This window comes from Nostoc sp. (assembly GCF_036916575.1).
In the GTDB taxonomy this organism is placed as follows: domain Bacteria; phylum Cyanobacteriota; class Cyanobacteriia; order Cyanobacteriales; family Nostocaceae; genus Nostoc.
Genome location: NZ_JBALGC010000095.1, coordinates 37,598 through 63,639 on the forward strand (window position 1 = coordinate 37,598; position 26,042 = coordinate 63,639).

A 26,042-nucleotide genomic window follows, 5' to 3' on the forward strand; every position below is an offset into this window, starting at 1 on the left:
TCTAATTTTAATTAAATTCATTTTTGATTAAATTAACAATCGCTTCATCATCAAATTCTTCTGCTAATTTTAATATTTTATTAGCAAAACTTGCATATTTTTGGTCTAGATTTTTAATATGATCTGCTTCATATTGAATATCTTGAATATAACCAGTTTTCGCTGCTTTATATAAATTAACAAGCTGCTCTAAAGGGGGAAATATCATTTCTTCCAGAGGAATAGTAGTTTCTAAAAATTCATTTTCTACTTCATAAATCCATGTTAAATTTAAATAATGTTGTAATTTCTCAAATAACTCGAAATTTTGGACTGGTTTAGGCAGAAAGTCATTACAACCTGCCTCTTGGCTCTGTTGACGATTCAAGCTGAATACACTTGCAGAAGAGGCGATAATTACCGTATCTTTAAATTCAGATTGAGCGCGTAAATGTTGCGTCATTTCTAAGCCATTCATTATCGGCATTGCTAAGTCGGTAATAATCAAATCTGGTTGAAATTCTTGAGCTTTCTTTAAACCTTCTTCGCCATTTTCTGCTTCCAGGACTTTAAAACCAACAGGTTCAAGCAGATTGATAATTACAGAGCGATTTTCCCAACGGTCATCAACAATTAGAATTATTTGTTGTGTACCTTGGTAAGAAACTACATTTTTGTTTAACTCAGGTGTCTGTGATGATATCCAGTTATTAGCTTCTGGTAAAGCTAAGTCAAACCAAAATTTGCTACCTTTATTCGGTGTACTTTCGACTTTGATTTTACCTCCCATAATTTCCACAATTTGACAACTGATTGCTAATCCTAAACCTGTGCCTTCAGATTTATGTTTGCTATCCCCTACTTGCTCAAAAGGTAAGAAAATTTTCTCTAATTGTTCAGCAGTCATACCAATGCCTGAATCTTCAATTTGGAAGCGGATATTCCAAGTATTAATATTATTTTTCTTTTCTATTGGATATTTTTCATCTTCTATGACTCCTACTGAAAACGTTACTTTTCCTCGCTCTGTAAACTTAATAGCATTACCCAGCAGATTAATCAATACTTGTTTTAAACGCTTTTCATCAGTATGAATAGCAGTAGGCAACTGATTAATTACTTCATATTGAAAATCTATTTCTTTTTCTTCAGCTTTAATACTACAGATATTTATTACTCCCAGAAGAAAGTTTTCTAAATGAAAGTCAGTAGTATAAATATCGAGTTTTTTTGCCTCAATTTTAGAAAGTTCTAAGATGTCATTAATTAGTGTTAATAGGTGAGAACCACACTCCTGAATAATGTTAAGTCCGTTCTTTTGTTTAGAAGTAGCGATTTGATCGCGTTGCAGAATTTGAGCGTAGCCGAGAATTCCGTTGAGAGGAGTGCGGAGTTCATGACTCATGTTTGCTAAAAATTCGCTTTTTGCTTGATTAGCAACATCGGCTGCTTCTTTTGCTGCTTTGAGTTCTATGGTACGTTCTTCAACCCGCTTTTCTAAGTCTTGATTGGTTTTTTCTAAATTGGTGAAAGACTCTCGTAATTGTCCTGCCATTCGGTTAAAGGATTGGGCAAGGATGCTGAGTTCTTTGATCCGAGAAACTTTTACTGCTAAGTCTAAGTTACCAGATGCGTAGGCGAAGCCCATCGAAGATATCGCACTACTTGCTTGGCTTAACTCCCAAATAGGTTTGATGATCCAACGAGAAGTGTAGATTCCCAAAATTGTTGCTATACCTAATGCACCAAGACACAGTAAAATTGTTGTCTGGTTATGGGCGTTGATTTGTGCCATAAAATCGCTTTCTGGTACAACGACAACTACTAACCAGTCGAGACCGAACTCGTCTTGCCAATTCATGACGTGGACAAATTCGCGATCGCCTTTAAACTCAAAATCTAGTATTTGGGTGTCTTTAATTGTCTTAAAGTTGCCAAATTTATGCTGTAAATACTTTGCTGTCGCTTGAATTAAGGAATCACTACTATTTAATGCGCTTAAGCGTTGCGCTTTACCATTTATTAACGTAAATGGCCTGTGGCTACTAGAATTAGCTATTAATAGCCCGTCGCGTTCAATAATAAAAGTTTTTGCTCTTGGGCTAACTTTTAAGTTGCTCAAAAAATCACTGATACTCGACAGCAGCAAATCAGCGCCGATCACACCAATCATTTTGTGGGTCTTGTCGTAAATAGGACGATCTGCCGAAGCTACGATATATCCTTCATATCCCTCTACTACGCAAATTTGACTCCAAATGGGTCGGCCTGCTTTTACCGTCTGAGCGTACCAGTCCTCAGTTACCGGGTCATAGTCTGTAAATTTTAGTAATTTAGTGCGATTTCCCTGGCTATCTACTGCGTAAGTGTAGTCTTTATTAGCAAAACCTTTATTAATTACAATTCCTTGACCTGCCAGCCAACGACCCGCCCCAGCCTCTTCAGAGGTTTTTAGATTATAGCCAATCCAGCTAACATTTTTAAATACCTGCGCTTGTTTCCAAAAGTAACGCCCTGTACTTTCCAAGTCTTTTAAGTTGAGTAGCCCTTGTTCTATGGCATCAATGTTGATTTGATTAATCTGATGCGGGGTTGCTAAGTAAGTATCAAGGTGTTCGTCAACTAGGCTATCAGTTTTGCTCATTAACTGATTAGCAAGGTCATTAACTGCCTTCTGTCCATTTTTAAACGAGAGATACCCCACCAGCCCGACAGCAGCAAAGATTTGGATCACAAAAGGGACTATGAGTATAAGGCGCAGTGGTAACTTTTTGGAATATGGCAAGCCAAGAAGGTTCATTGCTTAAAGTTTTGGGCAGTTTAATGACTCCTATCTTGCACTTAGCGATCAGAGTCACCAGGGCTAAATGCAAGATGTGAGCAAAGAATAAATTTTCTGGCTAGAGTTAGTTTGCCCACAATCTTGTTTCTTGTATCAATTCCATTAAGATAGGAATGGCACAATCCAAGTAATATGCACAGTTTCATTCCACCAGAACAGTCAGAAAGTAGTTCACTGAGTTGGTAGAGTAAGTTATCTGTGGCTTGGGTGACGCGAGATATCAGTAAAAGTGGAGTGATTGGCGACGCCACAACTGCAACTAAAGAAAAAGGCGAGCGCATCGTCGAATCTGTCGCTAACGGTTGGATGCAAGTTATTCAAGATATTTATGCCTATCGATAACCAAAAGTGGATGGGAAAGTAGGGAAAGGATTGACGCGTTTTACTCAAAGTTAAAAATCCAATACATTAGATGCGGGACAGCATTTAGATTTGCTAATGTAGAAATAATCGAAATAGTACTGGCATAGCTGCTTAAAATCTATTAGGCAGCGAATTTCTATTAAAAGTAATATAAGAGAAAGAATTATGACGGCATTTGAACCCAAGAGCCTCCGCTCTTATAGCCAAGAAGATGTCCAACAAATTCTGCACTTAGCGATCGCTCGTCAAGCTGATGACAAAGACACAGAATTTTCTTATGAGCAGATCTTAGAAATTGCTGCTGAGTTAGAAATTTCGCCAGAGTCTTTAAAATTAGCAGAACGCGATTGGGTAGGGCAACAGAGCCAAGTCCAACAACGAAAAGCTTTTGACGCCTACCGCATTAGAAGATTTCAGAGACGTCTAGGCAATTATGCAATTTTCAATGGCTTTTTGATCCTGGTCGATTTAATTACTGGTGGCGGAATTTCTTGGTCGCTGTACATTTTACTATTCTGCGGATTGCCAGTAGGGCTTGATGTCTGGAATACCTTTCAAATCAAAGGTGAAGAATATGAAATGGCGTTCCAGAAGTGGAGTCGTAAACATCAGATCAAGAAAACCATCAGTACAGTTTTGAACAAGTGGTTTAAGGCATTACAGGCTTAGTAGATTTGCTTATTTGGGTAAGCGTACTTATACAAGGAAGCAAGCTACACGTAGCGTCTCGTAGAGAAGTTCGTCGTAGACATCGCTAATTCCAAGAAAAATCCCGCAGGAGATCGGGGTAATATTTGCCGCAACATTTGTTATGTAACACCACTGAAAGAAAATCTGAATAAACACAGCAATTATTAGGATTATGTTACCTGATTGGGTGAGGTATTCTTTCTATCTTTCTACAGTTATTGGGTTTATCAATAGTCTGAAAGATGATTTTATCTAGAGTGGTTTTTAGATAACACTAGGTGAGCGTTAACACAACGCCAGTTGCTACAACTTTGTGAAAGTTCGCAACGCACTGTCTTCCCTACAACCATTGGGTGGATATTTTTTAATTGGAAGTCCCTAACTTGAACTTATTGGTATTTATTTAAGTTTTTCGTGAGCAGCCAAAATAATTTTTTCGGTTTCTTCCCAGCCAATACATTTATCAGTTACAGAAATACCATATTTTAGTTCTTCTTTTGCTGTAATTGGTTGACTACCTTCATATAAATGCGATTCTAGCATCATGCCAACTATTGATGTATTACCATCCACTATTTGCTGAATAATATTTTCTAAGACAGCACCTTGGAATTTATAATCTTTGTTGGTATTACCGTGACTACAGTCGATAACAATTCTCGGTGGTAAATTTGCCTGTTTTAATTTCTCTTCTACCAATTTGACATTTGCTGCATCAAAGTTGGGTTGACTACCACCCCTTAAAATTACGTGACCGTAGGCATTACCTTTAGTTTTAAAGACGCTGACCTGTCCGTTTTGATTAATTCCGAGAAAATTATGCGGGTTTCCAGCTGATTGTAGAGCATTTAAAGCTACTTGAATATTGCCGTCAGTACCGTTTTTAAAACCCACAGGCATCGAAAGTCCACTTGCCATTTCGCGATGAGTTTGTGATTCGGTCGTGCGTGCTCCAATAGCAGACCATGTAATCAGTTCACTAATGTATTGAGGGATGATTGGATCTAGTGCTTCTGTACCAGCAGGTAATCCCAATTCTGTAATTTTTAATAACAGGTTTCGGGCAATTAATAAACCATTCTCTACATGGAAAGAATCATCCATATCTGGATCGTTAATTAACCCTTTCCAGCCTACGGTTGTTCTTGGTTTTTCAAAGTACACTCGCATAATTAGTAGCAAGTTATCCTTGACTCGCTCGGCCAATACTTTCAACCTCTCAGAATATTCGATCGCTGCTTTTAGATCGTGGATTGAGCATGGGCCAACGACTATGAATTTTCGGCGATCTTGAAAATCCAGGATATGTTCTATTTCCTGCCTAGATGCTAAAACTCTTTGTTCGGCTAATTGTGTTAAAGGTAATTTGGATTTGACTTGATTGGGAGTTAATAAAATGCGATCGTTCTCAATGTTAGCGTTGTCGATATTACTATTAAATAATTTGTTGTGCATGGGGATGCTCTGGCAATTTTATATACGCACTTCAACTCCAAAGTGTAACACAAACCTATGATATTTTAAAATAGCCTATTTTAGGCTTGACAAATTTTCAATTATACTGTGTAAGTAAGATAAGAATTTAAAAAGGGGAAATATTTTCCCCTTTTCTTTGCTATTGGACTACTGACTTACCGGTAGTGTATATGATTACTGCCATACAAACACTTTGGCTTCGTATGGTCCCAAATCAGCTATGATACCATCGTCACTACCTTCGACATCATAATTGCCTGTCCACTCATGCCATGTACCACCACTTGCTAAGTTAGGAACATGATAGCTACCTAGAAAGTTTTCTGAAAAATTAGCTACCACGACTACACGAGAACCTTTATCATTCCAACGGCTATAAGCTAGTACTTTTGCTTCTGGATTTTCGTGGATAAAATCAATATTTTCTGTATAGAGGGCATGATTATTTTTACGCAGGTTAGTTAAGCCTTTGTAAAATTCAAATAAACCACGATTTAAATCATTACCTAATAGTGTCCAATCAATTTTGGATGATTCAGGTTGTTTAGGTTTATACTCACCAAATTCTTCTCCCATCCAAATTAAAGGTACGCCAACGGCAGTCATTAGGATGGCTACTCCTAATTTAGCGCGCCTAAAGGCTTCTTCGTCAAAAATTTCGCGGTTTCCCAATTCTACCATGACATGGTTATGGTCGTGGTTGGTGAGGTAATTTACCACATTAGTGGTACCCATAAAGCCTTGACGCTTGCAGTCAATGACATCTTTGAGACGCTCTAAATCAAATGTATCGCCACAGATATGTTCTAGAATGCAATGATAGAAACTGTCATGCCAGCAACCATCCATTGGCCCATCTACATTGGTAATACTGGGAGTTTCAGGAATGTGTTCGGCAACGTTGTAAAAAGGCTTCATGCTAGCAGTGTTTTTGGCTTCCTGAACAATCCAGTGCATGAAATCGTAGTTGGCAATTTGCCGCGCTGCATCATAACGAATACCATCAAGATGATATTCTGATATCCAAAAACGGATTGTATCACCAATAAATTTCCGGGCTGGATAAATATTTAATTTTTCGTCATAATGTTCGTAATTAAACTCAGGCCCCCAGTTATTACCAGGGTCACGGGGTGAGTGATGAAACCAATAATCGTGGTCAATTTGTGTTAACGGACTGGATGCTTCCGAGTGGTTATAAATACCGTCGATAATTACACGAATGCCTCTGCCATGACACTCGTCAATCAATTTTTTCAACTCAGCAGTAGTACCATAACTAGATTCAGTTGCAAAGAAGTGGCGAGGGTTATAACCCCAACTATAATCACCAGGATATTCTTTAAGTGGCATCAACTCAATAGCATTGATTCCCAATTCTGATAGATAATCTAACTTTTCAACGACGTGTTTGTACTTGCCTCGTGCATAAGGGTCATCCTCGCCACCAGAAAAGTCACCAACGTGCAATTCATAAATTACTAATTCGTGGTCAGCAGGTAAAGGTTTATCATCATGTTGCCAAACATATACATCGGTAATCCTTTTGCCATCTTTGACCTCGATTACACCGTTATCTTTTCCACTTAGTTCATCAATATCAGTTGCATAAGGATCTGTGACATCAACCCATTGTTCTGGTTCAAAAAACCATGAATTAGTTTGAACACGGAATTTATATTGATAAACGCCGTCTTCTAGTTCAACACTTATGCGAAAATAACCATCATCACCTTTTTCCATTGGAATTTCTTGCCAATCAGAGAAAGAACCAATTAATGCGGCTCCTTTGTTGTAAGGTGCAAATAAATTAAATTCAATTGGCTTTGCCATAGAAGTGTTTGTAATATTAAAGGTTGATAGAAGTATTCTCTGATGGTCAATTTAATTTGCAAATCGCTCTATAGAAAGAATTAGATAAAAAGTGCTTCTATCTTCAGGAATAATTTAGTAATTATTTATAAAATTTAACTGGATTTTTTTGATTTTTGGCTATTTATAGCATTTCTTGATTGACGAAAAGACAGATTGACTGGATTACAGCTTCTGTCTTTAATAATACTAAATTTGAAATTATATTGCATACAGATGTATAAATTTTTCAAAGAAATTAATAGTTTTTTATGAAATTTTAATAAAGCAGATATTCGCTAAAAATAGGATATTATTTGCCAAATATCTGCTGAGAATATTACTCAATTTTGTCGTTGGTTTGTTGGAGATAACTTAACAACCAATTTGCCGCTGTCGCCCTGCGAGTTTGCCGAGGACCAAATTCACCAATTTTGTAACCTTTAAAACCAAGTTTTTCTTTGAGCATTTGTTTATTTTCAGCAGGAATGGAACGAGTCAACTTGACTGTTGCGGGGCGAGATTCAATGAAATCTGGTGGTTGTGGATACTCATCCTGCCATTCTGGTGCAACTTGGCTAGTGTTCCATTGTGCAGTTGAGGAATCATAGCGATAGCCTAAATAATGCCATAGCAATTGATTGACTGTGGCATCATCAAGTTTATCGTCGAGAATTGCCCAAATTGTTTCTGTATTGAGTGGTGGCAGGTTAGACATAAATAATTTAAAATTCCCAGTTGAAAAAAAGATTAGTGATTAATTAAATTTACAACAATTAGTAGCTAGGAAAAAACACTTTATCACTACCCTACTACACTTCCAGAGATAGGGATGATTTGATTTTTATTTACACTTGCTGGAAGATTTATCTGCCACAAGCATTAGACAAACTACTAAAGTGACCCTAAATAAGGTGATTCACTAACTCATACCATTTTGGATTTTAGATTTCGGCTTCTCTACGAGACGCTCTTGCATTCGCTCAGTCAAACGATTTTAGATTGGGAAAGAGTTACTGGTAATCGCTTTGAGACCTTCATCTGTCGCAATCATTTTTCAAACTGGTATTAGGAAGAACATTATGGGAATAGAGGATTTGTTTAGAAATATAAAATATAATCGGTGGCAACCATAAACGAGGTGATCAAGAGTGGGATAATCGCGATCGCCACTACAGAAATCGTGATGACGAAGACCGCGAGTACAGATATCGCGGTGATGACGATGATGAGGAAGACCGGGATTAATTTCACCAGTTAGAGTTAAAAACAGGTTGTGTATACACAAACTAGGTAGACTAGAACGTAAAGATTAGACCAGTCTATGCAGAATTCCACAGCACTGCCAAAGATCATCCGCGCCCATGTACTCATTTCTGGCCAAGTCCAAGGAGTGGGCTATCGCTATGCCACTGTGGATACAGCTAGCCAGTTGGGATTAACTGGTTGGGTGCGGAATCTCCCCGATAGTCGAGTAGAGGCAGTCTTTGAAGGGGCGCGAGAGGTTGTAGATAACATGGTTCGCTGGTGTTACTCTGGACCACCTGCTGCTGTGGTTAAAGATGTTGTGGTTGAGTATGAAGTACCGGAAGGGTTGCAAAGATTTGAAGTTAAGCAGGTTGAGTAGAGAGTTTACAAGGGAACAGGTTATAGGCCAATACGCTTAAATTAAAGAAATTTATCCGTTAAGGCAGGCAGGGGAAGCAGGGAGAGAAAAAAAGGCTTAACCTAAGCGTATTGGGTTATTGGTCAATACGCTTAGGTTAAGGGTTAACTCTTTGTCAAAGTCAATTTTTTTAACGTAGACGCAAAGCGGTGAAGCAGCGCGGGAACAGGGGCTTCCACGCCAGTTGCTTCTCCTGTCGAAGACGCTGCGCGTAGCTTGCTTCCCTGTAAGGGTACAAGTCGGCAAAGCCGCCCAACGCACTGGCTCCCCATGAGCGACTGCACCAGTTAGCGCCACGCAAAGCGAGTCCGCGTACCCCTGCTCTTAAGCAAGCTACGCGTAGTGTCTCATAGAGAAGAACCCAAAGCAGAGAAGGAACAGAAGGAATTTATAGCGCAATACGCTTGGGTTAAGAATTTCTTCCTTCTCTTTGCGTCCTTTGCGTCCTTCTCTATGAGACGCTGCGCGTTGGCGGAAGCCTCTCGTAGAGAAGGCGGTTCGTTAAAAAAATTCACTTGAAGAAAGAGTTTTAGCCTTAACCCAAGCGTATTGATTTATAGCGGGTTTTATATGAATAAAGCACTAGAGGGTGGACATTGCAAAGTCTAATTCCAAGGCGGAATAACTGTAGAGAAATTTTGAGAAGCTTGGAGGAATTAAATTTACGTTAACAGCGTTGTTGTTTTTTGAATACTGACAACAGTAAACACATAAGTCCCATTACTACCAGCGATACTGAAGAAACAGGTTCTGGGACAGGCTGAGGGTTTTGCACAAACTGATAATCAATTACATTTCCTTGAATTGGGCTGAGTGATGCCAAAAGTTGCTCAATATCCTTAGATATATTAGTGTCATTAATACCATCACTTCTAGAAGAGATGAGTCGGTTAAACGTCTGGCTACTGGATGCATCAAAATCTCCTGTGAACCCAATAAAATTTTGACCTATTTTACCTATAAGGGAGTCAATCAGATTGTTAACATCAGTCTTGATACCTTGCGGAGATAACTTTAAACTGCTGGGGTTATTGATGTTTCCAATGGTTGTGTTGTTACTATCCACTAGCCATTGGCTATTACCAATGATTTCATTTCCACTTGTAAAAACCCAGTTACCATTACCAATAATTGTGTTGTTACTACCGAAGTCCCAATTACCATTTCCAATGGCTGCGTTGTTACTTCCAAAGTGCCAATTACCATTACCTAGTGTTGCATTATTACTTCCGTTGTCCCAATACCAGTTACCGTTACCAAGAGTAGTGTTACCCTTTGCAAATAGCCAGTTGCCATTACCGATAGTTGCGTTGTCATTATTAAAGTTCCAGTTCCCATTGCCAATAGTTGCGCTGTTGCTGCCATAGTCCGAGTTAAAATTACCAATGGTTGCGTTGTTACTACCAAAGTTCCTGTTGCTCTTACCAACGGGTGCGTTGCCCTTATTAAAGGATGGGCTACCAGCACTAGTAATAGGGTTACTACTACCAGCATTAAACGTATTGCCACCGTTACTAAAGGGTATATTATTACCAAGGACTTCTCTCAACGGATCGAAAGGCGATTGTTGAAGCAGACTTCCAGCACCTGCGATCGGACTACTGTTGCCAGCAAAGGGGTTAATACCGCCACTTGCAATGAGATTGCCACCGTTTAGAAATGGGTTACTTCCACTTGCTAATGTATTGTTAGTGTCTTGGAAAAAATTCTCACCCAGAATTGACTTCAAACGATCAAAGATTAATTGCTGAAGCTTACTGCCAGCATCGCCAGCAAAGGGGTTGATACCGCCACCGGGAATGGGACTGTTACCTACAAAGGAGTTGCTACCGACACCTGGAATGGCACTGTTACCTGCAAAGGGGTTGATACTGCCACCTGGAATGGCACTGTTACCTGCAAAGGGGTTGATACCGCCACCTGGAATGCCACTGTTACCTGCAAAAGGGTTGCTACCGACACCTGGAATGCCACTGTTACCTGCAAAGGGGTTGCTACCACCCGTCAACAAGCTGCTTTCAGTATACAAACTGCTATTGGTAGCAAAGGAACTACCGCTATACAGGTTGCGATCGCCAGTGGCACCAAAGCTATTAACACCACTATTAATGGAATTGACAGCAGACGCTTCCATTAGTACTAATTCTCCTATTTTTAGTTAAAAAATTTTAGGGTCTTCAGTACATCTTATGTCAAGTATGAATTTGCTCAACCCACAATTTCTCTAAATAAAGGCTTTAACAGTTATCAGTAGAGAGTAAAGAATGAGGTGTTTGTCCTTGGGTTTTAGTTTCCCACCAATTGGTGGTAAGCGTTGGTGGCGGGTTTAAATCCCCCACCATACGCTAATGATTTCTGTTTACTGTTTACTGTTCACTGTTTTAATCATCTTCACTGACAACCTGATAGAAAATCTTACCTAAAGTCCTTACTAATAAAGAGTTTCAGTGCATAACATAGTCAACTAAGATAGTATGTACTGAAGAACTCATCATTGTTCCAAAGATTCTAATGACTGTCGCTACTAAGGGAACGGGATGCCGCTACCAGCACCGCCACTAAATGATTGGATGCCGCCACCAGCACCGCTACTAAATGATGGGATTTCATTACTACCAAATGATGGGATGCCGCTACTACCAGATGATGGGATGCCGCTACTACCAGATGACGGGATGCCGCTACTACCAGATGACGGGATGCCGCTACTACCAAATGATGGGATGCCGCTACTACCAAATGATGGTATGCCGCTACTACCAGATGACGGGATGCCGCTACTACCAAATGATGGGATGCCGCTACTACCAGATGACGGGATGCCGCCACTACCAAATGATGGGATTTCATTACTACCAAATGATGGGATGCCGCTACTACCAGATGACGGGATGCCGCCACTACCAAATAATGGGATGCCGCCACTACCAGATGACGGGATTTTGCTGCCACTCTGTGCCTCTTTAAGCCTTGAGTTAACTAGGTTATCAATAGTAACCTTCAAACCGAATCCGTCCGGTATTTCAGTGGTGCTAATACTACTGCCCTGGCTGCCAACACCAGTCAAAGGGTCGGTGGTACTAACCTGGTTCCCACTGCCTGCGGATGGATTTTTACCGCCTGCAAAGATATTCCAAAAGTTGTCACCAGCGAAAGGATTACCACCATAGGCTAAATCAGGCTTACTACCACTAGCACTACCACTACCACCAAATGGACTACCGCTACCTTCTCCATTACCAGCACCACTGAATATCTTAGAAAGTTCTTCATCACTGAGAACTGCACTCAAGCGACCGAAAGGTGAATCTCTCAATACATTGTTCCCGGCAGTAGAAGAGTTATCGGTACCACTATTATTCAAATCTGCCATCCGGACTAATCCTCCTAATTCTTAGAATAAAAATCTTGCTAGCATGGCAACATAAAATAGACAATATTAAGTCTTGATGATGACTTTTATGTTATTATGCTAGCAAAAGTAGTTAGTAGCTATTGGTTGATTTTGTTATCTTATAAAGTGTAGATAATCAATTTTTAGTCAATGCTACTTAACATTTACAATTTATCTGATTTAACTTCTAAGGACAATGGAAAATCTTTTGATGTATTTATCAAAAGATTAGATATTTATAGACAATACATTAAAAAACTTGACTAAAATTTTGGGTGAGTAAATTAAATTTTGATTAAATATTAGATTGCAATGAATAATCTTTTGAGAAATTTGTCAAATATTTAGATACTTAATTAATCTGCCTTGATTTGAGGCTGCATCACTTTTATTTGATGTTCTACTACGTGACTATTCGTAACAGATTAAGGTTATGGTGCATTTGTCAATATGTAATAGGACTGAAAAAAAGCCAGAAAACTGTGGTCTAAAACATGATTTTTGGGTTAGCGAATATATGAGTCCTATATTTCGTGCGTTGATTGGTAGAGAACTAAGGCATTTTCACGTAAAATTGCTACAGCGATCGCCTCTGCTTCAGCCACAGTAATGTCAGAATCTGCAATTGCTTGCTCCAGCACTTCTCCCAAAAGCTGGCGACCCCACTTTGCACCCAAGTAGTACAATTCTGGAATTGAATGTGCATCAGAGGAATACATTAATTTAGTTGTGGGAGTTAATTCTAACAGCTGCCTGATTGTTTCCCGCATCCCGGATACGCTTAAAAAAGGTATTGCCAAACCGAAATCTAAATAAACTTGGGGATATACAGAAGCTAAATAACCAGCCTGCTGCATATAAGGATAGGAAGCGTGTAGCAATACTAATGGTACACGGCGGTACTGGGGTAACTCTAGTAAATATCGCAGATTTAGGGGATTAGCCAATCGTAAATCTAAGTCGGGATCACCATAGCCAGTATGTAATTGCACTGGTAGGCGATATTTCGCTGCTATTAATAACGCCTGTTGTAACAGAAAATCAATCAGGGATTTATCAGTCAGTCGCAGAGGTTGATTTTGCAGTTGTTGTTTGAGGTTGTCAAAATGAGCCGCCGCCACCTCGTCGGCTACAGGTTGAATATCCAAGCCACTCCGGTAACAGGCAATACTTTTAAAAGCCACCACCGTTTGGGGTGGTGGATCAAGTTCGCTGTTGAATCTTGCTAAAAAAGTTGCAAAATCTTCTGATTGCGGAATTAGCTGTTCTGCTAATACTTCTAATCTCAGAATTCGTCGCACAGGAATAAACCTTTCATGCCACGATAGAGGTAAAATTGTTTCTGGCTGCAAACCATCATCTAAGTAAATCGCCTCTAGGTTAGCAGCCTGAAAATAAATCTGCGTCAGTTCTTCTAATCCTAGACTTTCCCGCTGTGCCAAAATTGCTGCTTCTTCAGCTTCGCAGTTTAATAAAGCTGCAATCTCGCGCAAGCTACGCCGATAAAAGAACGTATGACGGGCGTGGTAGTTGATGATTTCTGGATCATAGCTTTCAGTGAAGGCAGCCGCGTAAGGATATTGGCCCACAACTTCTGGTCTTAAGATGTTGTGGGCGTGTTGGTCAATTAAAGGAATGTCAGCTAGATTCATTGATAGGTAATCAGATCGCTAGTATTTTTCTAATAAAGTTTTCACTTCTGCCTTTAAGTCCCAATCTTTCATAGCTAGCCACTCTGCTTGACGCACTGCTAAGAAAGCTTTCGCTAACTGGGGATTTAAAGCTGTTAATAGAATATCGTCTTGCTGAAGGTGAATGATCGCTTGCCCCAAATTATCTGGTAATGGATCTATTTGATTAGCATTGCGTTCTTCAATTGATAAATATCCCGGGTCTTGATTCACCGGGTTTCCAGGTGTTAAACCACGCTGCACACCATCAAGTCCGGCGGCAATCACTGCTCCTAAAGCTAAGTAAGGATTAGCTGAGGCATCCACAGTTTTCAATTCCAAGTGGCTGGGACAGCCCAAACCAGGGTCACTGGGGACTCTCACAGCTGCCTCCCGATTATCTAATCCCCAACAGCGAAAAGCACCACTCCAACTATGAGGAAGAATACGGCGGTAAGAATTAGTACTTGGGGTAGTTAGTGCCATCATTGCCGACAGATGGTGCAGAATGCCACCAATAAATTGTAATGCCACCCCAGAAAGACCACAGATTCCCTGTGGGTCAGGTAACAGGTTTTTCTCGCCCTGCCAAAGGCTTAGATGGATATGACAACCACTACCAGCCGCATCTGGGAAGATTTTGGGTAAGAAGGAAACGATCAGGTTGTGGTTGTAGGCGATCGCTCTGACGGTTTCTCGAAAAGCAATCTGCCAATCAGCTGCTTGTAAAGCATCGGTATAGCGAATGGAAATTTCCTGCTGACCGGGCCCAGATTCAGGATAATACTGTTCTACAGGTATGTCTTGAGCGATTAATGCATCCGCGATCGCATCAATTACTTCTCGGTTGAGATCCATTGCCTGAGTTGAGCAAAAAACTGTGGAGTCGGCAGGAATGATTCCCTCAGGTGTTTGCCGAAGTAAGTAAAACTCATTTTCAAATGCTGCCCGCACTTGGCAGCCATTAGATTCGGCTGCCGCAATCATCCGCCTCAAGAAATCTCGCGGGCATAATGGCCAAGCAGAACCATCTAGTACCATATTGCCCATAACACGAGCATGATTAGGAGCATAAGGTAAAGGCTTGAGGCTAGACCAATCTGGTACTAAGCGAATTTCACCTACTGGCCCTAAATCAGTTTCTGGCACAACTGCATCATACATCACAGGAATTCCCTGCTGCCCTACGGAAATACCCACCCCATGCTCAAAGTAGTGAGCTAGCATCCCCACATGTACGGCTTTGCCACGGATAATGTTAGCATTATCGCACCAAAGAACTCGCACGAATTTGACACCAGTTTCTTCAAAATATTTAAGTGTTTTTTTAAAGTTATTTTTTTCAACCATTGCTAGTTATTTTGTAAAGATTCAGGTTTAAAGGCTACCGTGTATACACAAGTCTTTTAAAGTTGCTAGATAACGTAGGGTGTGCATTGGCATTGTCAACCGATACAATCACATTGTCAATCGATACAATCGAATTGTCAGCCGATACAATCGCATTGTCAATCGATACAATCGCATTGTCAGCTAATACAATCGCATTGCAGGTCAAAATACTTGTGTGTATACCGCAATACGGTTCAGTTAAGAGCAGGACTTACCCGAAAATTAAGAAAAACGAACCACAAAGGGGAGGCAGCGCGGTCTTGGGGGTCTCCCCCATGAGGGACTGCCGTCGCAAAGGACACAAAGGAATAAGAGTTCCAGAGAGTTTTTCCGTAAATCCTGAAAGGTTTTTGGCGCTAACTGAACCGTATTGGTGTATACCGTAGCCTTTTAGGGGAGAGGAATGGAAGTGAGGTTTTGCAGATACCGTAAAAAGTCAGACCAAAACTAAAAGTGATACCAATTCTGTATGAAGATGCGCTCAACTATAGCGATCGCTCGTTTGTATGCCATATAGATAATTATTGTTAAGGGAAGAAGCCGTCGGCGGCTTCTTCCCTTTTTTGTAGTACATTATGAATTCCGAAACTTTTCCTGGCTACTTATTTAAAAGCCTTAAGAGATTTGTTAGTGTCGTTCCTGAGTAGTATTGAATATCGGGAGAATGAGTAACTTTATCTACAACGAAACCAATTTTCATTCCAGATGTATAGGTGACTCCGGAACGGGTAGTTTGTTCAATGCGAATTTCATACTCAACAGGTTGCCCTGGTTGAAGCCAAGAATCAAAGCGATCGCCCAAATTGATCGGATAAGCATCTGCCCAGTGAGGATAGGGCCGACGTGGATCAAGTGGGTAAGGCATCTCGCTGACTTTGGAGTTGTTCTGGGACAAAATAATTGTCAATTTAACCGTTTTTAACTCGCCCAGAAGCTTACCTTCATCTAAAAGAGTAAAATTGCGGGGATCGCGCAAGCGATCAAATCCTTTAAATTTAAAACGTCCTAAACGTTTAGGGTGAATACCTCCAGTAATCACAATTTCGGTTTGGTTTGGCGAATTATTGAGTTTATATTCCAATGTGCCTGGAATATAAAATTTTAATTTCCCCGATTCAGTAATTTCAGCTTTGAGCGGAGGATCTCCTAAATCTTCTGGGCGTTTAACAGTTTGCCAAGACACTTTAAAAGAATTTTGGACGGTTTCTAATAAACGATAACTATCTCGGACATCCGAACCAGTACCCAGTAGACTCTGTAGCCCCATTTTTTTCGACAAATTTTTCTTGATCAGCCCAATGCTTCGATCGACTAACAGGCTAACGCGATCGCCATAACTAATTTGTTCTTGAGGAATTTCTGTACCCTTGACTAACAAAACTTGACCGTAACTACCAGGTTCCCCATCTATACCGTTGCGTCCCGGTTGACCAATAAGGCCATTCTCACAAATAAAATCTCTCTGTTGTGATAGACCAATATATTTCCAGCCATAGCGGTAGTTTGGATCTAAATTTGGAAGCTGCTGGGGTCGATATTGTTGTTCGTCATAAAACGCATCACCCGTACAGCGAAATAATTCTCTGTTAATTTCATTCCACTGTGCGTTAGCTACATTGATTTGTTGCGCCATCAATGCCCAAGTACAGTAGTTTACACTCCAGCGCGGTTGAGTACAGTTACATCCACTACCTGCTTGTCCGCCCTTTCCTCCAACACCTGCCCTCCCGCCTCGATTACGTAACACCACATTCTTGAGTTGAGATAATGACTCAAAGTAAATAGTAGCATTACCGCCATGACCACCATGACCACCATGACCACCATTACCGCCATTGCCGCCTTTAGCACCGCATACATTCACTGTTACATCCTGCGGCTGTTGGCATCCAGAAGCTTGTTCACCAGAGGTAGCAGATTCTCCCGCTTCGCCATCTGTACCGGAGAGGTCAATCGGTTGTAGTTGTTCGCTAACGCGAATTATTTGCTCGGTAGCAGAGTTCCCATCTCGTCCAGAGCGACCATCTACCCCATGTCTACCATCTTGGCCAAAAGGTTGCACTTCAGCAGCGACAAAATTGACAGCTAGAGCATTAACAGTTGTTGCCAAAAGGCATAGTTTGAGAATGTACTGAAGTGGCTGATTAATATTCACACATTATTATTTAGCAATTAACCTAATAAAATTTCATTCTCAAACTCAAATTTTTCGCAAAAACTTAAAAATTTTACAAACCTTTACAAACATACCCCTCAAACTACGACGAACGCTACTGATTCCACTTCACCAGCGCCCCATCCACACAAACGATACCCCACTGCGGAAACTTCGCCAATAGTTTTTTAATCACAATTTGCAAAGCCGGATCATCGTCCCAGCACTCTTGCAAGAAGTCAAAGCCTGGATTCTGCTCCGAATTCGCCGCAAGTTTCAGTTTTTGCATACGCTCCGGCCGCGCATTTGACCTTGCAACAATCGCCTCATGTGACCATTTTTCAGCACTGGGGACAGATGCGGCGGAACCTTCTCTACGAGACGCTACGCGAATATGACAATCTTTCGTTTAACACTACAATCTTGATTTTCAACCAGAGGCTGTAAACGAGGTTTTAAAAGGGTTTTGGCTTAAGAACCTTTGTAGAAACGTAGCACTGCTACGTCTCTACATTCTTTTTCATTGCTATGTCTAATAAATAACTATCTGAGGTTGCTCAATCGTGCCATTAGGCATGATAGTATCCCGAAACTTCGCATAAATTAGCTTTGCCTCCCAAAGATTTGCCTTACTCAAGTTTGCCTTGGTTAAATTTGCCCATGTCAGGTCTGCACCAGTTAAATTGGCCTGAGTCAAATTAGCTTCTAGTAATTTTGCTCCACATAGCTTTGCTCCTGCGAGATTTGCAAAACTTAAGTTAGCTTCAATCAGCGATGCTTCAATTAATTTGGCTTCACTTAGGTCTGCTTCTCTCAAATCCACATCACACAAAGAAGCACCTAAAAGATTACTACTTATGAATTTCACCCGCCATAAAAAAGTTCCGCACAAATTTGCTTGTGTTAAATCAGCATTAATCAAATTAGCTTCACACAAAGATGCTTCATACAAATTAGCTTCACGTAAGCTAGCTTGCATCAAATTTGCGCCACTTAAATTAGCACGAGTGAGGACACACCCACACAGATTTGCACCACGCAAATCCGCTCCTATGAAGTTAACACCACTTAAATCAATTCCTTTGAGATCGACTTCACTCAAGTCACATCCACTGAAATCTCGGCGTTGAAAATATTTATTTGTGATTTGACTTAATATAAATTCTTGCTTATCAGCATAGTTTTTCATGGTATTCACCTCTGGGTATAATTTATCTTAAAGGTCGAGTGTGGTAGTTATCCGTATATTGAGAGTACACCCCAAATGGAGATAAGCTCAGTAAATAATCAAAAATAAATTATTAAAAAATCGCCAATTACCTGAAAATAGGTTTTTGAAGTGATTTTTAAAACAAAAAATGCTGACATAGGTCAGGAAATATTCATATAACAGGAATTAGGAGTACAGACGCGATTAATCGCGTCTGTACAGGAATTTGGAGTTTAAAGTTTGGAGGGAAAAACTTTCTGTTTGCTCCTCTGCTCCCCCAATGACGCCACTTGCTTTAAGTCGGCAGAGCCGCCCAACGCAGTGGCTCCCCAATGACTAAAATTCGCGTTGTGAAAAAATAAGAATAGCGATCGCTAACAACATGGTACTATAAAGTAAGCCATAGCCAGCATTTGTAATCAGTGCAGTTGTATCAGGTAGTGCTTGCAGACCATAAACGGCATCATTTTTCAAATCTAATCGAGATAAATTTGGCAAGATGAGAAACAAACCTTGAGTTAAACTTTCCATACCAGGGTTGCGGCTAAGACGCCCAAGTTGTACTAAATCTGGAGTAATATTTCCGATTAAATATACCGCAAAGGTTAAAATAGTCGCTAGCAGAGAAGCAGTAAAAACACCGAAGGTAATAGCCACAGCGGTGATTAATGACAACTGCAAAAGTAAGAAAATTGCAGCAATTAGAATGCTTACTGTTGGATGAGGAATGTTACCAAATTGCAGAAATACCAGATAAATTGCTGTCATCGTGGCGATAAGTACAGCTAGTACTGCGGATAAACCCAAGTATTTGCCAATGATTATTTCGCTGCGGCTGACAGGTTTAGCAATTAACATCAAGACAGTGCGTTTTTCAATTTCTTTATTAACCAGTCCCGTACCAACAAATATCGTAACAATTAACCCGATGGCATTCATCGCCGCCATCCCAAAGTCTAAAAACATTTTGTCTTCAGTCGTAGCTGCAAATTCAGGAAGGACGCGGAAAGCAGTGGCGAGTATTAGCGTATAAAAACCAATAATATATAGGATGCGATCGCGTACTACTTCCTGAAATACATTCTTTGCCAATACAAAAATTTTGTTAATAGTCATTTGTTATTAGTCATTAGTCATTAGTCATCGGTTCTTACTCTTGTCCCCACTGCCCCATTTTCCACTCCTCACTGCTGCGGAGGCGGTGCTCCAGGAATAAATTTACTAAGGCGATCGCATTCAATTTCTGCAACTGTAATCTTATTCCCAGAACTATTGGCTGCTGCAACTGGTTCAATCCGACAAGATTTTTTCAAGTAATAGCCCCGTGGGTTAGAACTCGGGCCTGTCCAAATACTTAATAAATCTAATATATATCCAGACTTAGTATTAGCTACACGCGGTTCAACGCGCCATAATTCCTTCTCTTCATATTTACTCAGGTTCTTTTCAATTATTTCCTTACCCAGACTTCCTACTCGCTGTTTCGCATCTAGCAACCATTTCTCCACTTCCGACCAAGATGTTTGGGCTATTTGTTCTACTACTATTGGTTGAAGTTTCTCTAGAATGACAACGCCATTTTTGGGGATTTTTACTGGTTGTTCTGTTCTGACAACAAAGGTACTACGCTTAAAAGTATCTGCCTGCAAACTGGGATATTGTCGTAACCAATTATCCATGACAAAGTAAAACTGAATCCAGCAACTTAGCAGCATACTACTAGCAACTAAAATTATGATTCTTTGGCGGTCTTCTGGCTTAGGAATTCGAGCTTTAGCGTCGGTGTCATTTCCTTCAATAAATTCTGGTATTGCCGTAATTAGTGCTGAAATTGTCGGCCAAAAAACTATTGTTCTTGGTGTAATTACATCCTGTTGATTTCCAAATGCAAAAACACTCACTAAAAATCCAGTTATTACTGCCCCGACTGGCATAAAAGTACCAGGAACCCTCAAAGGATCTTCAGTTGTATACCAAGCTGTACCAGCAATTAAAAATAACCAACCGAAAAAGGCAATAATATCTTTGATATAACCTGTTGCACAATATGAAAGTACCCAAGAAAAAACACTTAAATAAATAAATGTCTGCCAAGAATAAGCTTTGGGTGGAACTAATACCTTTCTAATTCCTGCATAAAGCCCTTCAGCAAATTTAAAAACCCCAAATACATCTTTAAGTAGCGTATTCATGTTCCTGTTTTCACCTGATTAATCATTATTTTTACTCAACATAAAACTAGTTAATTCTTGCTACTTGAAGCGAATTAATAAAATAACTGTTATCATACTATAACTCAGGGAATTCGCTATTAATATAGTAGCAACTAAATTCCCACTTTGTAATTTAAGATTGCTAAAACGACGCCATCGTGGTCGTTGAGATATTTGAGGTTCCTCTTGCTTTTTAAAAATTGGTTCGTTTAATGATAGTAGTAAAACCCTTAAAATGAAAAACTTCATCAAAAAAGTAGCGAAGAAAATTATAAAGGCAGTTAAGATAATTAAAGTTTGTGTCTTCGGAGATTTAAAATTATTAAAAAACATATAGTTAATTAATTCTGATTTCACTTGTATCGGTAACAATGGTTCTGATACAAAAAATATGATCCAACCAATTACACTAGAAAACAGATTGATAGAAATAGCATAAAAAGTGCTGGATTTTTTGTCAAATTTTAGTCGATAGTGCAAAACATATGCTTCGATGGACATGGCAATCAGTACAAATAAAAAGTCAAACAGAATTCCACCAATGGGAAAAATCCTGGGAAGCATCCAATTTTCAGGCATAAATGGTCAACGGTAAGGGTTAACTGTAGAGAGTATAACTGGGATAGTGAGGGTGATGGGGGAAATTATCCCATTGTTCTTATCCTTTACCATCCTGGTGTGCAAGTATTCCTTTATTGATATTGTTAATACATTGTACGGAAGTGCTAAAGGGGCAGTTTCTTTACCTGAGAGTACAAGACGTTAGGTAAGATTAAAGACTGCCACGTTATAGCTTTTCCAAAGATGACAAGGAACGGTATTGGTATTCGCACGGCGCAAGTGCGCCAGGAACGGCTCATTGGTCAAATTCACGTCTATGATGGCGTGGGTAAAGGTAAGTCTCAAGCGGCTTTGGGGGTGGTTTTGCGTTCCATTGGCTTGGGGATAAATACGCCTAGCAATTCTAACCGTGTTTTACTACTGCGGTTTTTAAAAGGACCGGAACGTGATTATGACGAAGATGGAGCGATCGCAGCTTTGCAGCGCGGTTTTCCCCATTTAATTGACCAGGTTCGCACTGGAAGAGCCGAATTTTTTGGGCATGAGGAAATTACCACTTTTGACCGAGATGAAGCGGGGCGGGGTTGGGATGTGGCCAAAGGTGGGATCGCCAGTGGTTTATATTCAGTTGTCGTCTTGGATGAAATTAACCCTGTTCTAGATTTGGGTTTGCTACCAGTAAATGAAGTGGTAAATACATTAAAATCCAAACCCCAAGAGTTGGAAATCATTGCTACCGGACGCGCCGCACCGCAAAAGTTGCTTGATATTGCAGATTTACACTCAGAAATGAAACCCCAACACCACCCAACAGCCAAAGCCCTTTTCCTTGAAGGTATTGAAATTTATACTGGTGGTGGTAAAGGTAAGTCTACTAGTGCTTTGGGCAAAGCCTTACAGGCCATTGGTAGGGGAATCAATCATCCAGGGTCTACCCGTGTGTTGATTATGCAGTGGCTTAAAGGTGGTACTGGCTACACAGAAGACGCAGCGATCGCTGCCTTGCAGCAGTCATATCCAGAAGTGGTGGATCATCAGCGCTGTGGTCGAGATGCGATTGTCTGGCGAAATTCCCGGCAAGAATTAGACTACGTAGAAGCCGAACGGGGTTGGGAAATCGCTAAAGTTGCGATCGCCTCTGGACTGTATAAAACTATTATTCTGGATGAACTCAATCCCACCGTTGACTTAGAACTACTCCCCGTTGAACCCATTGTCCAAGCTTTACTCCGCAAACCCCGCGACACCGAAATCATCATCACTGGTCGCTGCCAAAATCCACCGCCCTACTTCGACTTGGCTAGCGTTCACTCAGAGGTTTATTGCCACAAACACTATGCTAACCAAGGTGTAGAACTTAAACGAGGGGTAGATTTTTAGGCGTTGCTAATTAGTTGATATGCTAAATTCTCTAGAAACATAACAAATTTATCTAATTGATCCGTCTTGGATGAATGGTTTAAAGGTGAGGGGAGCATTTTCAAGGGATAAAATAAGCAGACGATAAAACAAACCGATATGTTGAAAATAGGGTGGAAATGTGTGAAGTTTGGCGCACTACTAGGAATTTTTACTTTTGGGTAGTAGAGTATTTTTTACAAAGCGATCGCGTCCTGCTGCCTTTGCTTGATACAACGCCGCATCCGCTGCGGTAATCATTTCTTCCAAGTCAGAACTCGGCTGAGGAATTTCTGTAGTGAACCCAACACTAATAGTTACATGAGGACTAACTTGGGAATTTTTATGAGGAATTGCTAGTGTTCGGACAGCATGGCAAATTTTGTCGGCAACATAAGTCGCCCCCTCGCTGTCTGTGTTAGGTAAAATCACAGCAAATTCTTCCCCACCATAACGGGCAACTAGGTCTCCGGGACGTTTAATAATATCTTTGATGGCTTTAGCAATTTCTAGAAGACAGCGATCGCCTACCCGATGACCATAGGTATCGTTATATAATTTGAAGAAATCAACATCGCAAAGAATCAGGGAGAGCGGACGTTGATCGCGTTTCAGGCGCTGCCACTCTTGGTTAAAATACTCTTCAAACTGTCGGCGGTTAGCTACTTGAGTTAATCCATCGATAGTAACTAATCGCTGCAATTCCAAATTAACAGCTTCTAGTTTTTGCTGTAACTGAGATTGTTGAATCAAGCGTTTTACCCGGTGTCGCAAAACTGGCCAGTGAATCGGTTTGTTAACATAATCCATTGCCCCCACGTCAAATGCACGGTCAATTGACTCTTGATCTTCAAGTGCTGTAATCATTAAAACTGGAGTGTGCTTGCTACAATCAAGAGGCTGTAACTGAGTGCAACACTCGAAACCATCCATATCCGGCATTATGGCATCAAGGAGTACTATATCGGGGTGCTGTTGGTTAAAAACATTTATTGCCTCTATGCCATTTTCAGCTTCTGCTATTTGATACCCTTCGCGCTCCAAGAAAAGTCGTAATATCAGGCGCATAAAAGGTTCATCATCAACAATTAGAACTAAAGATTGACTTTCTTGAGCAGTGGCTTTCATGGTACTTCCTTGACAAGTTCTTTTTCTAAGGCAGTTTTAACTTGTTCATATTCCTGGTATAGTTGCGAGAGTAATTCTAGGCTGTTTTCTAATTTATTGCTACCTCCCTGTGCTTCTAACACCTTGCAAAGCTGCGCCAGAGCGATCGCTCCAATAGAAGCACTGCTGGACTTGAGTTTGTGGGCTGTCTTCCATATAGTCTGGGTATCCTGAGTCCTGATAGCTGTGCTAATATCTTGCATCAGTCTCGATGTCTCTGTAAGATAACACTCGATCAGTTCAGCAAATGCCACAGGATCTCCTCTAAGCATATTCTGCAAGGATTGGAGAATTTTGGGATCAATTTTGGTGCTTTTTAATGTCTGGTTTTGCCTTTCTTGTAGGATATTTTGCGAAGGTTGCAATTCTAAGCTGATCACTTTACCTTGTTTGACTATGGAAGTGAATTCAAAACTTTTTTGGGGTGGACATTTGCTGAGTGCCTCAGCTAACTCTTGAAGTTGAACAGGCTTGCTAATGTAGTCATCCATACCAGCAGCAAGATAGACTTTGCGATCGCCCCGGATTGCATTGGCAGTTATGGCGATAATATGGGGACGAAAACCCACTCCCCATTCTTGACAGATTCTCCGAGTTGCTTCTAACCCATCCATTTCAGGCATATGGATATCCATCAACACTATGTCATAGGGCTGTTTTTGCAAAGCCTTGAGCACTTCTAGCCCATTAGTTACGACATCTGCCCCATAACCCATTTTCTCTAGCATCAGTAAGACAACTTTCTGATTGACAACTGTGTCCTCTGCCAGAAGAATCCGCAGTGGCAGTCGATGAGGCAAATGCCGATCAACCAACGGAAAATGAGAAATACTGGCTTGGATCGGCCTTAGCTGCTTGACCACTTATTAACCCTCCAGCACTTTCAGGGCTTATTGCGCTAACTTTTACTTTTAAGTAATTTAAAATATTAATAGCAAGGGGGTAATTACGGAATTTACTTTTAAGTAAAATATTTGTATATAATATTGTTTTGGCAGAAAAACTTAATAACTTCTGGTTATAATTACCGTTTTTTGATCACAGTAAATTATCCCTATTAGTACACCGTAGCGGAAGTTTGTCTACATTTAACAAGGGGCTTAAGCCTTAAGTTTTATTAATTGAGATGGTAAATGGATTTACGCCGTGCCCTACTAAGCTTCTCTACAAGACATACTCGCATTCGCTAATGTGCTACCCAAGCGAATAAACTTAAAATTACTGGCTCACCAACATAGACACGCAAAGGCTTACTATTTGGTGAATTGGCAAGGGTAGGTCGGAAACTTGGATTTGAAAAGGTAGAATATCAAGGATAAAAGTCTATATACTCTTTGGCAACATCTAGAATTTTTAAGTGAAGCCTGAAGTGCAATCTGGAGTTCTAAGCGATGTCTTTGAGGGGCTACGCTTACGCATTTTAAATTCTTTGATCATGCCCTAACTTTACCACAAATGCATAGATACCCAGAGGCAGGCTTTCTGTACCCCTACTTTTAAGCAAGCTACGCCCATGATCACAAGAAAAGGTAGTGGGGATTAAGAGCAAGGGTTAAAGGGATTGAATTTTCCTTTTCCCTTTAACCCTTCCCTTTTCACCACAAGAGTGCAAAAGTCCCTTTTGCAAGAGATGATTGTTAACAGAGTGAACGTAAAGTACCGTTATCCGAACACAATTCAGAACGAAAATCTCTTTCCCTGTTCCCTCTCACCTCAGGGCTGTTCCCTATTTTCAGGATAGGTTTTATTGCCTATACTTATACTTTAAATTACAGCTTCTTCGCGTTGACAATCAAAAACAACCATGTAGGAAGTATTTGGTATTTCCTGAGGGAGGTGCCGCATATAGCCATCGGCATCAGAACGGCTGCGGAAGCGAGCAACAATCTCCCGTTGCGTATTAGGAAGTAGACGAGCGATCGCCCAAGAATTGAGGCGTTCTTTATAGGCAATAGCCTGATTGTCTGATTTGGAAGCTTTGTTATCCGTATTTTCTGGCATAATTATGTTATCCG

General features: G+C 40.4%; 20 protein-coding genes and 1 pseudogene. 4 read left to right on the top strand and 17 right to left on the bottom strand.

Annotated elements, in window-relative coordinates:
- Positions 1-7 precede the first annotated feature (7 nt).
- Complete coding sequence (locus V7L29_RS20615; protein WP_334736656.1) at positions 8-2,779, bottom strand: hybrid sensor histidine kinase/response regulator; 2,772 nt, start codon at positions 2,777-2,779, stop codon at positions 8-10.
- Positions 2,780-2,968: 189 nt separating this feature from the next.
- On the opposite strand from V7L29_RS20615, the pseudogene V7L29_RS20620 reads away from it, so the two are divergent.
- Both V7L29_RS20620 and V7L29_RS20625 read left to right on the top strand, forming a co-directional pair.
- Positions 2,969-3,163 (top strand): annotated as a pseudogene (locus V7L29_RS20620) (creatininase family protein); the annotation flags it as partial.
- A gap of 186 nt (positions 3,164-3,349) precedes the next feature.
- Entirely contained in the window at positions 3,350-3,853 is a 504-nt protein-coding gene (locus V7L29_RS20625; protein WP_334688470.1) for a 2TM domain-containing protein, read from the top strand.
- Positions 3,854-4,273: 420 nt separating this feature from the next.
- Here V7L29_RS20625 and V7L29_RS20630 read toward each other — a convergent pair whose 3' ends face one another.
- The 3 genes from V7L29_RS20630 to V7L29_RS20640 all read right to left on the bottom strand — a co-directional run bounded on the left by V7L29_RS20630 (position 4,274) and on the right by V7L29_RS20640 (position 7,919).
- A complete protein-coding gene (locus V7L29_RS20630; RefSeq protein ID WP_334688471.1) occupies positions 4,274-5,329 on the bottom strand; it encodes a 3-deoxy-7-phosphoheptulonate synthase in 1,056 nt (351 codons plus the stop codon).
- A gap of 195 nt (positions 5,330-5,524) precedes the next feature.
- Positions 5,525-7,183, bottom strand: a complete 1,659-nt coding sequence (locus V7L29_RS20635; RefSeq protein WP_334736657.1) for an alpha-amylase family glycosyl hydrolase — start codon at positions 7,181-7,183, stop codon at positions 5,525-5,527.
- A 358-nt stretch (positions 7,184-7,541) separates the two neighbouring features.
- Positions 7,542-7,919, bottom strand: a complete 378-nt coding sequence (locus tag V7L29_RS20640) for a DUF1823 family protein (RefSeq protein ID WP_334736658.1) — start codon at positions 7,917-7,919, stop codon at positions 7,542-7,544.
- A 606-nt stretch (positions 7,920-8,525) separates the two neighbouring features.
- Between V7L29_RS20640 and V7L29_RS20645 the strand changes: the two genes are divergently transcribed.
- Positions 8,526-8,828 carry an acylphosphatase gene (locus V7L29_RS20645; RefSeq protein ID WP_334688474.1) on the top strand — a complete coding sequence of 101 codons (303 nt, stop codon included), beginning with the start codon at positions 8,526-8,528 and terminating at the stop codon, positions 8,826-8,828.
- A gap of 706 nt (positions 8,829-9,534) precedes the next feature.
- Here V7L29_RS20645 and V7L29_RS20650 read toward each other — a convergent pair.
- From V7L29_RS20650 to fraC, 10 genes are all read right to left on the bottom strand, one after another.
- Positions 9,535-11,001 carry a hypothetical protein gene (locus V7L29_RS20650; protein ID WP_334736659.1) on the bottom strand — a complete coding sequence of 489 codons (1,467 nt, stop codon included), beginning with the start codon at positions 10,999-11,001 and terminating at the stop codon, positions 9,535-9,537.
- A gap of 390 nt (positions 11,002-11,391) precedes the next feature.
- Positions 11,392-12,240 carry a hypothetical protein gene (locus V7L29_RS20655; RefSeq protein WP_334736660.1) on the bottom strand — a complete coding sequence of 283 codons (849 nt, stop codon included), beginning with the start codon at positions 12,238-12,240 and terminating at the stop codon, positions 11,392-11,394.
- Between the two features lie 545 nt (positions 12,241-12,785).
- Positions 12,786-13,913 carry an amidohydrolase family protein gene (locus tag V7L29_RS20660; protein WP_334736661.1) on the bottom strand — a complete coding sequence of 376 codons (1,128 nt, stop codon included), beginning with the start codon at positions 13,911-13,913 and terminating at the stop codon, positions 12,786-12,788.
- A gap of 18 nt (positions 13,914-13,931) precedes the next feature.
- Entirely contained in the window at positions 13,932-15,281 is a 1,350-nt protein-coding gene (locus tag V7L29_RS20665) for a glutamine synthetase family protein (protein WP_334736662.1), read from the bottom strand.
- Positions 15,282-15,921: 640 nt separating this feature from the next.
- A complete protein-coding gene (locus V7L29_RS20670) occupies positions 15,922-17,478 on the bottom strand; it encodes a hypothetical protein (RefSeq protein ID WP_334736663.1) in 1,557 nt (518 codons plus the stop codon).
- 115 nt (positions 17,479-17,593) lie between these two features.
- Complete coding sequence (locus tag V7L29_RS20675; RefSeq protein ID WP_334688480.1) at positions 17,594-17,767, bottom strand: hypothetical protein; 174 nt, start codon at positions 17,765-17,767, stop codon at positions 17,594-17,596.
- Positions 17,768-18,010: 243 nt separating this feature from the next.
- On the bottom strand, positions 18,011-18,667 hold the full coding sequence (locus V7L29_RS20680) for a pentapeptide repeat-containing protein (protein WP_334688481.1): 657 nt from the start codon (positions 18,665-18,667) through the stop codon (positions 18,011-18,013).
- Positions 18,668-19,024: 357 nt separating this feature from the next.
- Positions 19,025-19,804: an ABC transporter permease gene (locus V7L29_RS20685; protein WP_334688482.1), complete on the bottom strand. Its 780-nt coding sequence runs from the start codon at positions 19,802-19,804 to the stop codon at positions 19,025-19,027.
- A gap of 68 nt (positions 19,805-19,872) precedes the next feature.
- Positions 19,873-20,880, bottom strand: coding sequence for a septal junction protein FraD (gene fraD / locus V7L29_RS20690; RefSeq protein WP_334688483.1), 1,008 nt, complete (start codon positions 20,878-20,880; stop codon positions 19,873-19,875).
- Between the two features lie 60 nt (positions 20,881-20,940).
- The gene (gene fraC / locus V7L29_RS20695) at positions 20,941-21,480 is read right to left on the bottom strand and encodes a filament integrity protein FraC (RefSeq protein WP_334736664.1); all 540 of its coding nucleotides are present in this window, start codon (positions 21,478-21,480) and stop codon (positions 20,941-20,943) included.
- 225 nt (positions 21,481-21,705) lie between these two features.
- Here fraC and V7L29_RS20700 point away from each other — a divergent pair, with 225 nt between their 5' ends.
- A complete protein-coding gene (locus tag V7L29_RS20700) occupies positions 21,706-22,842 on the top strand; it encodes a cob(I)yrinic acid a,c-diamide adenosyltransferase (RefSeq protein WP_334736665.1) in 1,137 nt (378 codons plus the stop codon).
- Positions 22,843-23,022: 180 nt separating this feature from the next.
- On the opposite strand, the gene V7L29_RS20705 is transcribed toward V7L29_RS20700, so the two are convergent.
- The 3 genes from V7L29_RS20705 to V7L29_RS20715 all read right to left on the bottom strand — a co-directional run bounded on the left by V7L29_RS20705 (position 23,023) and on the right by V7L29_RS20715 (position 26,028).
- The gene (locus tag V7L29_RS20705) at positions 23,023-23,988 is read right to left on the bottom strand and encodes a GGDEF domain-containing response regulator (protein ID WP_334736666.1); all 966 of its coding nucleotides are present in this window, start codon (positions 23,986-23,988) and stop codon (positions 23,023-23,025) included.
- A complete protein-coding gene (locus V7L29_RS20710; RefSeq protein WP_334736667.1) occupies positions 23,985-24,890 on the bottom strand; it encodes a response regulator in 906 nt (301 codons plus the stop codon). Before V7L29_RS20710 ends, V7L29_RS20705 begins: the two co-directional genes overlap by 4 nt.
- A 901-nt stretch (positions 24,891-25,791) precedes the next feature.
- Positions 25,792-26,028, bottom strand: coding sequence for a hypothetical protein (locus V7L29_RS20715; protein ID WP_334736668.1), 237 nt, complete (start codon positions 26,026-26,028; stop codon positions 25,792-25,794).
- Positions 26,029-26,042: the final 14 nt, after the last annotated feature.